The sequence below is a fragment of the Staphylococcus massiliensis genome (genome assembly GCF_043186315.1).
Classification (GTDB): domain Bacteria; phylum Bacillota; class Bacilli; order Staphylococcales; family Staphylococcaceae; genus Staphylococcus; species Staphylococcus massiliensis.
Map to the genome: position 1 here is coordinate 626,565 of NZ_CP171119.1, position 13,777 is coordinate 640,341.

Consider the following 13,777-nt stretch of genomic DNA (forward strand, 5'->3'; position numbering starts at 1 on the left):
TTCAAAGCTAGGGTCATTTTTTTGGTTCCATTTAAATGATATTGGTAACATAAATGTTGTACATAAACGAACTCAAACGAAAGGGGACGACGAATTGAAAATTAAAAGTCCAGAGCACATATATGAAGCAATGCCATCCGATACCGCAATACTTCTGCTACATTCGTTTACAGGAAACGTTAACGAGTGCCGTCCTTTTGCGAAAAGGTTTAATAAGATCGGTTACGCGACTTATATTCCGAACTACCGTGGTCACGGTCTTAATGTAAGTGAACTTGTTAAGTACGATGTAAATGATTGGTACGACGACGTTGTGGCGGCGTTTAACTTTTTAAAAGAGGAAGGTTACAACAAGATTATTGTAGTGGGCACGTCACTTGGCGGTCTATTTACATTGAAGCTTGCTGAGGACGTATCATTCGATAAAGGCATCATCATGTCTGTTCCGATTGAGAAGGACGCAGAAGGCATTCACGATCGCCTGCACAGTTATGGTCGTCGCATGAACGATATCCTCGGTTTCGATGAGGACGAACGTCAACATGAGGCCAATGCGATTGAAACTTATTCGAAAGGTACAGATGCATTCATTCAAATGATTGAGCAGATTATGGCGGACGTTCAAGACATCGACACGCCGATGCACGTGCTGTATGGTTTAAACGACGCAGAGAGCTATCATACAAGTGCGCACTGGATTCACGAACATCTGGGCACCGACCACAAGACACTAGACGGCGTTCCAGACGCGACCCATCTCATGCTTCGTAGCCACGCTAAAGAAACCGTCGAACAAATGGTCATCGATTACATCGAAAGCTAGCACGTTAATTTAATTAACCTTACCGCCCCTCCTTGAAAAGCCCTTTCAAGCCAACAACTCAATTTATATAGAAGAAACTAGAAAAAGAGGCTGTATGCCTCTTTTCTTCATATAAATAAGGAAGTTGTAGTTCTTACTGGAAAATATGGTAAGAACACTTTAATCAAAAGCCTGTAATTATAAAACTGACACGGTGCTATGTTTCATTTCTACTTCACATCATCTACTAAATAACCATGTGCGCTCAAATCTTCAACTGCATTTTCTAAAATTTTGGACGTATGTGCTGAAATAGTATGTAGGTGATAATTATCTGTTAAGTGTGCAAGTAAGTGACTATTCTCTTTACTCATTGATGTAATAAAGTATTCAATATCTTCATGAGTTTCAATCATAAGCTCAGCCTTAATCGTTCCATATACAGAATGCTCGACAAACACATCATCAACCATTGCGCCATTGTCTATCACGATTTCAAGTTCATCCTGCGTTTGACCCATCGAATGATAACACATAATGACACGTTTAAACGCACGACCTTCTGGTTTTCTACTTATGGTATAACCCTTACTTGTCGAAGTGATAGGGTAGTCCATCGTCTTAAGTGTAGCAATATCTCGAACAATGATTTGTCGTGAAACCTCGAAAGTCTCACTTAACTCACGACCGCTTACTGCCGTGTTAGCTTCTTCTAAATATTTAACTATTGCTTCTCTGCGTTTATCCGTTTTATTCATGGTTCTACTCCTTTAAAATCTTACCAAGTGTTTCGTAACATATCTTAATCTCAGTATAACGGGTTGTGTCACATAGTGAAATCCGTAAATACTGTTTTTCAGAAAAGTTATCGTAGCTCGAAATTTTATTAAGCAGTCCTTTACTCATTAAAGTGCCGTGTCCACATGCTGTACCAGTCGAAACATAGATATTGCGACTTGATAAACTTTGCATAACGAATTGCCCTTCAAATTTAGGTGTTAATACGCCTAGAATATACGGTGATTGCGAACTAAAGTCGATTACTTTAAACCCTAGATCTTCAAGCGCTTCCCTAAATAACTGATTCAAGGATGTAACATTTGCTTGAGTATGCGTTTCTTCAAGTACTTTAACCATTGCGAGAATACTCGGTACATCTAGAGTTCCATTACGCATACCGTACTCATGATGGAAATGAGTGTTTAATGGTTTTATATATTTGAAGTCTGCAAGAAGAAACCCCGCCCCTTTAGAGCCACCAAATTTGTGTCCAGATACCGAATAAGAGGACACATATGCTATATTAAGCGGTTCTACTTTTAATACTGCTTGGATGCCATCTACGTGCATTGGGGTGCCGTGGCCATTCGCAATTTCACCTATAGATTCGACAGGTAAACGATAGCCTGTTTCTGAATTCACGTGTTGCATAATAATTAACACATCATCATTGTGGTCCTCTCTTTTAAAAGCCTCGACGTCAATTTCACCACTTGTATCTAAAGGTAAATAACGTATCTTAAAGTCCTTTTCAAAAGGGGAAAGACTTGCAAAGATAGAAGGATGCTCATAAGGGCTTACCCATATAGTGCCAGAGTTTTTATGAATTAAGTACATCGAAATCGCTATTCGATTTGCTTCAGACCCGGTTGTCGTGAAGATAACATCTTTATCACATTGGAAATATGTTTGAATAACGTGACGGCTATGATCTAAAGCACGCTGCACAAAGACGCCGCCTTGATGTATGCTTTCACTATTAAAAAAAAGTTTTTCTTGGGCTTTTAAATAAGTGTTAAGTGCTGATTGAGTAGGTTTTGTAGTTGAAGCATGGTCTAGATAAATCATGGTACATCCTCCTAAAACTAAATTAACTGTAAACATATTAAACATTTATATGTTAACATATGTGTAAACTTATATGTAAATTTTCGGTGTGGTATATTTAATCTAGTTTATGGAGGAATTTAAATTGAACCTTTTATTAGTTCGAGAAAAACTAAAACAATTTTACTTAGAAGATAGTCACTATGGAGATATATCTAGTGCGATTTTTAATCATGATGAACAAGGTGCGTTATACGTGAAAGCGAAATCTAATGGCGTATTTACAGGAGAACTTATTTTAAAGGAAGCATTTAAGCTAGTCGATAACGAATCTAAAATTTGCCTAAATGTTCGTGACGGAGAAGAAATTAAAGTGGGTGATACGATAGCGGAAGTTAAAGGTAATTTACGTGCTATCTTATCAATGGAACGTATTGCTTTAAATTTAATTCAACGTATGTCAGGTATTGCTACTAAAACGAATCGTATTGTGCGCCAAATTAGTCATACTGAGGCGAAGTTAACGGATACAAGAAAGACTACCCCAGGGCTTGGTATGTTCGAGAAGTATGCCGTGCGCGTTGGTGGCGGTGTGAATCATCGTCGTAACTTAAATGATGGTTTGATGTTGAAGGATAACCATATTGCTTACAGTCCATCTTTAAAAATAGCCGTTGAACTGGCACGTGCTCATTTAGATCCAATGGATAAAATTGAAGTTGAAATTGAAAATTCAGACATGCTACAAGAGGCAATCGATGCTAAAGCAGATATTATTATGTTTGATAATTGTTCAGCAGATTGGATTAAGTCACATATTTCGAGCGTACCTAAACATATTCAAACTGAGGCTTCTGGCAACATTTCGGAAAAGAATGTTCGATCATATGCGGAATCAGGCGTCGATTTTATTTCAATGGGTGCTTTATTTTATGAAGCAAAAGCGCTCGATATCTCAATGAAAGTGGTGATATAAATGAAAGGTTCAGTATTTCAAATGGAAAGTGAAATTCCAGAACGTTATTTGAGAATGACTACGGCAGAGTTAGAAGAACGTGTTAGAACGATTAAAGACACCTTAGGAAAAGACCTTTTCATGCCTACACATCATTATCAAAAGGATGAGGTTGCTCAATTTGCAGATGTTATGGGTGATTCTTTAGAACTTGCACGTATTTGCCGTGAAAACACCGAAGCTAAATATTTTGTGTTCAATGGCGTACATTTTATGGCTGAAACAGCTGATATTCTTACACATGATCACCAAAAAATATATTTGCCTGATTTATCAGCCGGATGTGCTTTGGCAGATATGGCGAATATTAATCAAGCAAAGAATGCCTTTGATATTCTGACCGATACCTTCAATGAAGCATTATTACCTATAACATATGTAAATTCTACTGCAGAGATTAAAGCATTTGTCGGTTTAAAAGGGGGATCATGCGTTACAAGTGGTAATGCACGAAAAGTCATTCAATGGGCACTTGATCAAGGTAAACGTGTTTTATTCCTGCCTGACCAACATCTTGGTCGCAATATAGCGTTTGAATTAGGTATACCGCTATCAGCCATGGCGACTTATGATCCTATAAGTAAAGAACTTTATTATGACGGTGATATCGATCAAATTAAAATTGTCTTATGGAAAGGGCATTGTACTGTTCATGAGAAATTTCATACGACGCATATCAAGCGCGCACGAGAGAACAATCCCGATGTAAATGTACTTGTTCACCCAGAATGCAAGTTTGACGTGGTGCAGGAAGCAGATTATGCTGGGTCGACGAAATATATCTTGAAGACGATATCAGAGGCTAAGCCTGGTAGTAGTTGGGTTATTGGTACGGAAATGAATTTGGTGAATCGTATTCGGACAAACTATCCTAAGTTAAATATTGAATCATTAAATCCACTTATGTGCGCTTGTTTAACTATGAACCGTATTGATTTACCGCATCTTACTTGGTGCTTAGATAAAATAATGAATGGCGACACTTCTAATCAAATTAGTGTTGAAGCGGATATCGCACACCCAGCTAAAGATAGTTTAAATCGTATGTTAGCTATTACATAGTTTAAAGGATATTCCTTTTAACAAGTAATTCTATTAATAGTAGCAAGTATGCTTAAATTAATTTGAATATTGTTATTGACACATAAAAGTTGTCGATCTCTGAAGCAATTTAATATTCTTGGATTGCTTTTTAAATAAGGGGAATAAGCGTTGTTATAGGCTATTCTAAAATCTCATTAAACACAGGTCTATTTCTTTGACAATAACTTTTTTGTGCATTCTATGGATAATTTATCAATAAATTTGAAAATATTTCATCTTACAATTTATTGATTTAATCATTTTGTAATAATTTTAATGCCGTCCCTATGCGATTTCTAGATAAGTTGCAAACAATGATTAACAAAAGATTTCAAGTGTATAGTAAATTGTTATACGTCTGTAATTTACAACCCGGAATTTTATGTTAAAGTGTTAATTGTCTTTTGAAACAAAGTAACTCAGAAATGAACTATCACGAAATTTTATAGAAAAATAGATAATAAAAAATTTTGGAGGTTTTTTATAATGAAAAAAGTATTATTAACATCTACATTAGCATTAGGTCTAGGAGTAACTGGCGTAGCAGGTAACGCTAACGCTGCTGAAGGTAACCAAACTGAATTAGCTAACAAAGCTCAAAATAACCCAGAAGCATTAAACAATGCTCCTGTTCAAGAAGGTTCATATGATATCTCATTTTCACAAAATGGTTTAAACTATAACTTCGTATCAAATGGTACTTACTGGGCTTGGAGTTATGGTGCAGGTGAACAAGACGCTTCAGATTTATTAGAAGGTGAACCAGTTGAAGAAACAACTGAAGCTCCTGCTGAAGAAGTAGCACCAGCACAAGAAGAAGTAACTCCAGTACAAGAAGAAACTACTGAACAAGCTCCAGTTCAAGAGGAAGCTCCAGTACAAGAAGCAGCTCCTCAAACTCAAGCTGTTCAACAACCAGTTCAAGAGCAACCAGCTCAAGAAGCTAACAACGGTGGCGTTCAAGTAAACGAACACTTACAAGCTATCGCTTACAGAGAATCACGTAATAACCCAACTGCTATCAACCCATCTTCAGGTGCAGCAGGTAAATACCAATTCTTACAATCAACTTGGGACACTGTAGCTCCAGCTGAATACGTTGGTGTATCACCAGCTCAAGCTCCTGAATCAGTACAAGACCAAGCAGCTATGGACTTATACAACAACTACGGTGCAGGTCACTGGGTAACTGCATAATCCTAATCGATTAAATATAATGAATGTTTAAAATAGAGAGCTATCGGCACTAATGTGTCGGTAGCTTTTTTGCGTTGTAGGGTATTTGAGGAGTAATGTTAATTGTAATGCGCTGATAACGACTTGTGGTTCGGTGACAAGTTGGTAAAAGCCTCGTTAGCAACTAGTGGAGATATGACAAGTTGGTAAAAGCCCCGTAAGCAACTAGTGGAGATGCGACAAGTTGCCTATATCAATAGAATCAATAGTTAGATATTAATAATACTCAATATTAGCGTCGGAATGAGCGAACGAAACCGACGCAAAACGCCAATAACGTCGGAATGAGCGACTGAAACCGATGTAAAACTCAAATAGCGTCGGAATGAAAGGCTGAAACCGATGTAAAACGCTAATAGCGTCGGAATGAGCAACCGAAACCGACGCAAAAGCCGAATAGCGTCGGAATGCCAGTATCAAACCGACGCTATCTCGAAATACCCAACTCCTAAAATCCCGATAACCCATAAAAAAAGAAGCATTTACGAACGCAATCGTAAATGCTCCTCATCTTTTTATTTCTCTTCTTAAGGTTTTTCCTCAGTTTCTTCATTAATTAATTGTGCGAGACGGTCGATACCAGGTTTTTCTAGGTGGATACCGTCATGTGCAAAGTATTCTTGATGACCTTCTGAAGCTTTGTACCAATCGATCAGTTTGACGTTTTCTTTTTCGTCAGCTACTTGATGTAATGCAGTATTAACTTGTGCTTCGTATTCACGTGGAACACGCGTTGTCACAACGTAAATTTGTGCTTTATCAAATGCTTGTGTCAGTTGATCCATCTCTTGCTTCGTAAAGGCACCGTTTGTACCAAGTTCTAAGATGATCTTAGAGTTTTCGGTATTGAATTTCTGATATTTATTATTTGCTAATGGGATAACGTCGCGTAATTGACGACCGACTTTACCGTCGATAACGGCGTTAGGGTGATCTTGTTTCACTCTTTCACCGATATCAACCATAACGGAGTCACCCATGAGTAAGTAGTTTGCTTCTTCTTCGCTTTCGTTACCGCTGCCTTCTTTGCTTGGTGGCTTAGGTTCTGCATTGCCTTGGTTACTTGTAAATTCTTGTTTCTTTTCTTTTTTCGCTGTGTCTTTTCCTAAATGGTTAAAAGCCCCGCAAAGAATTAGAATTGATGGAACGAGTACTAACGCTGTTAGCGCTGTTCTAACAAAGCGTTTAACTTTAACTGGGTTGATACTGAAACTTTTGAAACCGCCTTTTCGAATTGGCTTTTCAATGAAGTTATAAGAGAACTCTGTTAACGCTAACATAATCAGAATGTCTAATAGATAAACGTACCAAGGATATTGGCCTTTGACGAAATGGTTATGAAGTAGCGTGATAACAGGGAAATGCCATAAGTATAAACTGTATGATCGTTTACCAATGTAAACGAATACTTTGTTACCCATCAGTTTCGCAAGCTTTGATGCTGGGTGGGCACAAGCGGCGATTAAGAATAACGTCATTAACGAAATTAGGTAGAAGCCGCCGTTGTAAATCCATCCTGTCTTGTCTGTAATAAAGAAGAAACATAGGATGAGTAATGCTAAACTGATAAATCCTAGAATATCAATGAACATCACGACGCGTTTCGGTGGATGTTGTCTTAAATTAAATGGTGGCCAGATAAAGCTGAGTAGCACACCAAGTAATAGGGTTTGAAGTCGTGTATCTGTGCCGAAGTATACGCGTGAACTGTTGTCTGTGATTGAGAAAATGATGATCATAAGCACAAGTGACACTAAAGAAAGTATGAATAATATCGTGAAAATCTTGTTGAGTTTCTTAACTTTCTTAAGTAAAAACAGTAGAACGATAGGGAAGAATATGTAGAATTGTTCTTCTATCGCGAGTGACCACAAGTGCATGAATGGTTTCATCTCGAATTGGTCGAAGTAGCTTACATTATCAAAAATGAACCACCAGTTCGTTACGTAAAAGATTGAAGCAATCGCATCATTCTTAAAGTTTACGATCGAATCGGGTTCGAAAAAGAGTGTGTAAACGAGTACGACGCCAATCATAAAGAAGACGGCTGGGAACAATCGTTTTATCCGTTTAATCCAAAAACGCTTTAGATCAATGGTACCGTTTTTGTTGTACTCATTTAAAAGTAAACTCGTAATGAGGTACCCGGATATAACGAAGAAAGTGTCAACGCCTAGGAAACCACCTGTTAACCACTGTTTATTTAAGTGGTAAATAATGATGCCAAGAACTGCAATAGCACGAAGCCCGTCGAGGCCAGGCATATACCTAGCTTTATGTAATCTGTTTAACCTCAAGATTAACACTCCATATTTATTTATTTTTTTAAAAGTACTACAACATAATCAAATATTTTCACATAATTTAAAAGAAGTCAATAATTAATTCGTGTATTTAAATAAAAAGGAAATTATGCCTAATTTCCTTATAATACATTATATTATAATCATACATCGGATAGGAATTTCAAAAATATAAGTGTCAATTTTATGATATTTTTAAAAATAGAAGGCTAGAATTATAGATAAGACATGTAGTTAGGAGCTTTAAATTCTAATCACTAGGATTGGGTGAATGATACGAAATCCGTTGGTTTGAAAGGGCTTTTCAAAAAAGGGGAAGACTGACGCTTGTGTGCCAGTAGTATGCCGTCAGTGTAAAATGACAATTTGTGACAATAATAAAAGGCCCAAGACTTACCACCAAGATAAGCTTGGACCCATAAAACTATTTATTCAATTTTACACGTTGTAAGCGTAACGCGTTTAACACAACGGATACGGAACTGAACGCCATCGCAGCACCTGCAACCCATGGTGCAAGTAAACCTAATGCTGCAATTGGAATACCAATAGAATTGTAAATAAATGCGAAGAACAGATTCTCTTTAATGTTACGCATTGTCTTACGACTCATGAGTATCGCATCAGGAACACTATTCAGATCTCCACGCATCAATGTGATGTCTGCGGCTTCAATCGCAATGTCAGTACCAGTACCCATCGCCATGCCAATCGTAGCTTCGGCAAGGGCAGGTGCATCGTTAATACCATCACCAACCATTGCGACGCGTTTACCTTTCTGCTCAAGTACTTCGACCTGAGCACGTTTATCATCAGGAAGTACTTCGGCGATGACGTGGTCAATACCGACTTCGCGACCAATCGCGTCTGCCGTACGTTTGTTATCACCAGTTAACATGAGTACTTCGATGCCTAAATCGTGTAAGCGCTCAATCGCCTCTTTCGACGTCGGCTTCACAACATCGGATACTGCTACAACGCCAGCTAACTTACCTTCAACACCAACAAGCATCGCAGTTTTACCAGATGCTTCAAGTTCTTGAATACGCGATTCCATTTCATCACTTTCAATTTCATATTTCGCCATGAGTTGTCGCGTACCTACATAAACCGATTTACCGTTCACAATAGCTTTAATACCATAACCAGGTACCGCCTCAAATTCACGTACGTCCTGCAATTCAACATCATTTGATTCAGCATATCGTACAATCGCCGTCGCAAGTGGATGTTCAGACTCACGTTCGGCACTACTAACGTAAGTTAAAACGTCCGACGCACTAAAGCCGTTCGCTACTTCGACATCCGTTAATGTCGGTTCACCTTGCGTCACGGTACCCGTCTTATCTAACACGACCGTGTCGACGTCTCGCGTACGCCCTAAATGTTCGCCACCTTTAAACAGTAATCCCATCTCAGCGGCACGTCCTGAACCAGCCATTATAGACGTAGGTGTCGCTAAACCTAGCGCACATGGACATGCGATAACGAGAATTGAAATCGTTGGAATTAAAGCGTGCTCAAAGTGACCTGGATCTACAAACACAATCCAAATTAGAAACGTAAGTAACGCAATACCTACAACGACAGGTACGAATATGCCTGAAATTTTGTCCGCTAAGCGTTGAACGTCTGCTTTAGAACCTTGTGCTTCCTCAACCATCTTAATAATTTGAGATAACGCCGTGTCCTTACCAACATTCGTAGCACGAACTTTTAAAGCGCCGTTCTTATTAACTGTTGCGCCAATTACGTTATCGCCAGAATTTTTTTCAACCGGCATGCTTTCGCCCGTAATCATGGATTCATCCAATGCCGATTTACCTTCAATAATGGTACCGTCGACAGGGACCTTTTCACCGGGGCGCACGAGTACAACATCACCTGAAACAACGTCATCTACTGCTATTTCAACGACCTCGCCATCACGTTCGACACGGGCTGTCTTAGCCTTAAGTTGAAGTAACTTCTCAATCGCGGCACTCGTCTTACCTTTAGCACGCGCTTCGAATAGTTTACCTAACAAGATTAACGTGATAATCACTGCCGACGCTTCAAAGTAGAGTTCAGGGTGTCCCGTCATCCCATCTTTAATCCATTTAACCGTCTGATAAATACTATAGAAATAGGCGGCACTCGTACCTAGTGCAACAAGCACATCCATATTCGCGCTCTTATTACGTAACGCTTTAAAGGCGCCGACGTAAAACGCACCACCAATAATAAACTGAACTGGCGTCGCGAAGATAAGTTGCACGAAAGGATTCATGAGGAAATCAGGTAGTGGTATAAAGTTTAAGAAACTAAAGTGCGCCACCATCGTCCAAAGTAGTGGCAAGGTTAAGATTAAGGCCGCAATAAATTTCATCGTTTGGCGTTTAATTTCATCTTGCTTATGGTTCTGTTTCTCATCATTCGTCTGATCCATTATCAACTTATAACCAAGTTTATCCACGATAGTTTTAAAGTCATCAGGCCCCGTCGTACCTTCAAGATACGTAACATTCAGTTTCTCAAGTGAGAAATTCACATTCGCTGAAACGATACCGTCCGCCTTTTGAATTCCTTTCTCAATGCGATTCGCACACGCCGCACACGTCATATCTTCTATATCAAAGGACGCGTCGGTCGTTTGTAAATCGTAGCCGAGCTTCTTGATCTTGTCATGAAAGGCGCTAATCGAAGTCACATCAGGATCATACTTAACGGTAGCCCGTTCGAGCGCAAAGTTCACATTCGCTTCAGACACTCCGTCCGTCTTATTCAAGCCCTTTTCAACACGATTCGCACACGCCGCACATGTCATGCCTGTAACATTCAAATTAAGTTCTTTTTGTGTCACACAATCCCTCCTTCTTGAAAAGCCATATAGAAAAGCAAGTTTCATTTAAATCTATTTTAACATACCCTATATGGGTATTTCGACCTTGCTGTTTATAATTAGAAATCCGGGTATAGAATAACGTTATGAAAACCGCATAGGAGGAATCAGATTGGCGAACGTTTCGATAGAGAGAGCAAGTAAAGATTATACACTTGGTGGACGCGTTAACTATTTAGCAATTGGAGATATGTGTGAAGCATTCTTAGGCACCTCTGAAAAGCACAAAATCGAATACCTCATGCAACAACTTTGGAAAAAGCCCGGCAACCGATTTAGTCACGAATATTCTTTAGTAGCGAAAAAGGGCGATAACGTAACAGGTATTGTGACATGTTATCCTGTGTCAAAGATGGACGCTACAATGGGACAAACCGTGCTTCAAATTTTGAAATTGAAAGGACTTGGCGCCATTTCGTTATTAGTTCAGAATTTTAAAAGCATAAAGTCTCTAATCACGATGAAAGAAGGATACAAAGGCGAGTATCATGTAAGTATGTTAGCTGTGTTGCCTGAGCACCAAGGTACAGGATCTGGTACAGCTCTACTTAAAGCTACAGAAGATTACGCCTTAAACGAAGGGTTTGATACATGTTCACTTACCGTCAAAAAAGATAATCATGAAGCGCGCAAACTCTATGAAAAGATGGGGTATAAAATCGTTGGCGATATTGATAAAGCGCCGTTTCATTTATATCGCATGCGTAAACAGTTGGTTTGAAAATAGGTCTTGATAGATGAGTCTGACACGTTGGTGTCAGGCTTTTTTTAGAGTTTAAATTGATAATTAAAGTTATCATTTTGACAAGTGAACATAACTTTTTGACAAGTATACTTTACAAAACTGCGAAGTTGTATTAACGTATTAAGTGCAGAAAGGGGATAGCGTATGCGTAACCGAATTAAAGAGCTTAGAGCACGTGATGGCTATAATCAGACCAAACTTGCTAAAAAAGTTAAAGTTTCAAGGCAGACGATTTCAATGATCGAACGAAACGAATTTATGCCGTCAGTACATACGGCAGCTAAAATCGCAAATATTTTTAATGAACGTATTGAAGACATATTTATTTTCGAGGAGGAAGAACTGTGAAAAAGAGAAGAAATAGTATTCCATTTATCATACTTTCGCTGATAATAGGAGGTATAATCGGAGGTTTAATTGGCTTACTTATTGACGAAGGCATACCCAAATTTCTTAACTGGGTCTCAGGTAATATTATCAATGGTATAGCAGTAATTTTAGTTATAATTTTAGGTTTATTAATGTTAAAACGCTTAAATAAGGCAAAGACATATAATCAATTGATGGAAAATGAAGATGATGGATTTGAAGATGATTATGACTTAATGAGAGGTAAACAAATTTACAGAACATCAATTTTAATACATGTCATTAATATATTAGCTTTGTTAAACATTTCTATTTTAGCACTTTTTATGAAAGATTCTGGACGTATGTTCTTTATTGCTTTTATTACATTAATGATCGCAACGATATTTAGTTACATTTATAATGCACAAATTCATAAAGTAGATAAGCGCTTCCCAAAATTATCAGATAGCAATCCAGTTAATACTTTGTTAAATAATTTTGATGAAGGAGAGCGTTATATCATGTTTAATGCTATTTATAAATTATTTCAATATAACCTCTCTATTTTCTTAATGTTTGCAATGATATGTGCCGCAGCCGCTGCATTTGGTTTTAATGATATTGGAATTTCATCAGTACTATTTTGTGTATTATACATTGTTAATATTTCTTATTATTACAAAAAAATTAAAGTTTATTACTACTAGGAAGAGGTTGAAAATATGAATAAAGCACAAAAAGAACATATTTTACTAAGAATATTAAAAGTAATTGGCTTTATTTTACTGGCTATAATACCTATGACTTTATCGTCATTTTTAGTTACATCAGATAAAAACTTGCCGCTATGGGGCACGATACTTCTAACATTACTTATACTTTGCATAGATTTAACTTTAATTTGGTTTATGTACCGTAAGTATAAAAAGTATTCAGGACACGGGATAAAGAAACTTACCCTTAAAACGATTGGTCTTATCATTCTATTCGCAATTTTTGCTAGAGCGCTAATGTATGGATTAACGGTACTACGTATATCTTTACTTGGTGAAAAGATGACTAAGAACGATCAAGCTATAATGGGATTTGATTACCAAAATACTTCTATGATAGCTATGTTGCTCTTTGTTTTAACGCTCAGTTTTATAACGCCAATCTTAGAGGAATTAGCATTTAGAGGGATTTTTTACAATAAAGTATTCAAGTATGGTAGTTTCATATTACCGTTAGTGATTACTTCATTAGTGTTCGGTTCATTCCATATGCCTTCAGATATTCTTTCGCTTATCATCTATGCTTCTTTAGGAGCGCTATTAATTATTATTTATAGAAAAACTGAAAATATTTTAGCTTCAATGATTTTGCATATGATTAATAACTTATTGCCAGCATCAATGCTATTTATAATGTACTTAAATGGCGTCTCTATGACAAATCTTATGTAAAATGTGATAAAAGTGCCGCGTTGTTAACGTGGCGTTTTTTTATTTAAGATATTGCGATGTGAAATTTTGTATTTTAAAACTGCATATAT

Annotated in this window: 12 protein-coding genes; 8 read left to right on the top strand and 4 right to left on the bottom strand. The window is 37.6% G+C overall.

The features are described from left to right. Positions 1-94: 94 nt before the first annotated feature. Positions 95-823 carry an alpha/beta hydrolase gene (locus tag ACF3N8_RS02950; protein WP_392450216.1) on the top strand — a complete coding sequence of 243 codons (729 nt, stop codon included), beginning with the start codon at positions 95-97 and terminating at the stop codon, positions 821-823. A 209-nt stretch (positions 824-1,032) separates the two neighbouring features. Here the strand turns inward: ACF3N8_RS02950 and ACF3N8_RS02955 are convergent, their stop codons facing one another. Both ACF3N8_RS02955 and ACF3N8_RS02960 read right to left on the bottom strand, forming a co-directional pair. Continuing rightward, positions 1,033-1,560: a transcription repressor NadR gene (locus ACF3N8_RS02955; RefSeq protein ID WP_009382337.1), complete on the bottom strand. Its 528-nt coding sequence runs from the start codon at positions 1,558-1,560 to the stop codon at positions 1,033-1,035. Positions 1,561-1,564: 4 nt separating this feature from the next. Then, positions 1,565-2,650, bottom strand: a complete 1,086-nt coding sequence (locus tag ACF3N8_RS02960) for a cysteine desulfurase family protein (protein WP_017176702.1) — start codon at positions 2,648-2,650, stop codon at positions 1,565-1,567. Between the two features lie 124 nt (positions 2,651-2,774). Between ACF3N8_RS02960 and nadC the strand changes: the two genes are divergently transcribed. From nadC to ACF3N8_RS02975, 3 genes are all read left to right on the top strand, one after another. After that, positions 2,775-3,605 (top strand): carboxylating nicotinate-nucleotide diphosphorylase, encoded by an 831-nt coding sequence (gene nadC / locus ACF3N8_RS02965; protein ID WP_392450218.1) that lies wholly within the window; start codon positions 2,775-2,777, stop codon positions 3,603-3,605. Continuing rightward, the gene (gene nadA, locus ACF3N8_RS02970; RefSeq protein WP_392450220.1) at positions 3,606-4,706 is read left to right on the top strand and encodes a quinolinate synthase NadA; all 1,101 of its coding nucleotides are present in this window, start codon (positions 3,606-3,608) and stop codon (positions 4,704-4,706) included. Between the two features lie 507 nt (positions 4,707-5,213). Then, a complete protein-coding gene (locus ACF3N8_RS02975; protein WP_392450222.1) occupies positions 5,214-5,924 on the top strand; it encodes a transglycosylase family protein in 711 nt (236 codons plus the stop codon). Between the two features lie 566 nt (positions 5,925-6,490). Here the strand turns inward: ACF3N8_RS02975 and ACF3N8_RS02980 are convergent. Then, a complete protein-coding gene (locus ACF3N8_RS02980; protein WP_338421029.1) occupies positions 6,491-8,227 on the bottom strand; it encodes an acyltransferase family protein in 1,737 nt (578 codons plus the stop codon). A 463-nt stretch (positions 8,228-8,690) separates the two neighbouring features. Then, a complete protein-coding gene (locus tag ACF3N8_RS02985; protein ID WP_009382328.1) occupies positions 8,691-11,108 on the bottom strand; it encodes a heavy metal translocating P-type ATPase in 2,418 nt (805 codons plus the stop codon). Positions 11,109-11,259: 151 nt separating this feature from the next. On the opposite strand from ACF3N8_RS02985, the gene ACF3N8_RS02990 reads away from it, so the two are divergent. The 4 genes from ACF3N8_RS02990 (at position 11,260) to ACF3N8_RS03005 (ending at position 13,688) form a co-directional block, all read left to right on the top strand. After that, complete coding sequence (locus ACF3N8_RS02990) at positions 11,260-11,868, top strand: N-acetyltransferase (protein ID WP_009382327.1); 609 nt, start codon at positions 11,260-11,262, stop codon at positions 11,866-11,868. 168 nt (positions 11,869-12,036) lie between these two features. Beyond that, positions 12,037-12,240, top strand: coding sequence for a helix-turn-helix transcriptional regulator (locus tag ACF3N8_RS02995; RefSeq protein WP_009382325.1), 204 nt, complete (start codon positions 12,037-12,039; stop codon positions 12,238-12,240). Then, positions 12,237-12,950: a DUF3169 family protein gene (locus tag ACF3N8_RS03000; RefSeq protein ID WP_392450225.1), complete on the top strand. Its 714-nt coding sequence runs from the start codon at positions 12,237-12,239 to the stop codon at positions 12,948-12,950. Before ACF3N8_RS02995 ends, ACF3N8_RS03000 begins: the two co-directional genes overlap by 4 nt. A gap of 15 nt (positions 12,951-12,965) precedes the next feature. After that, positions 12,966-13,688, top strand: a complete 723-nt coding sequence (locus tag ACF3N8_RS03005; protein ID WP_009382322.1) for a CPBP family intramembrane glutamic endopeptidase — start codon at positions 12,966-12,968, stop codon at positions 13,686-13,688. Positions 13,689-13,777 lie beyond the last annotated feature (89 nt).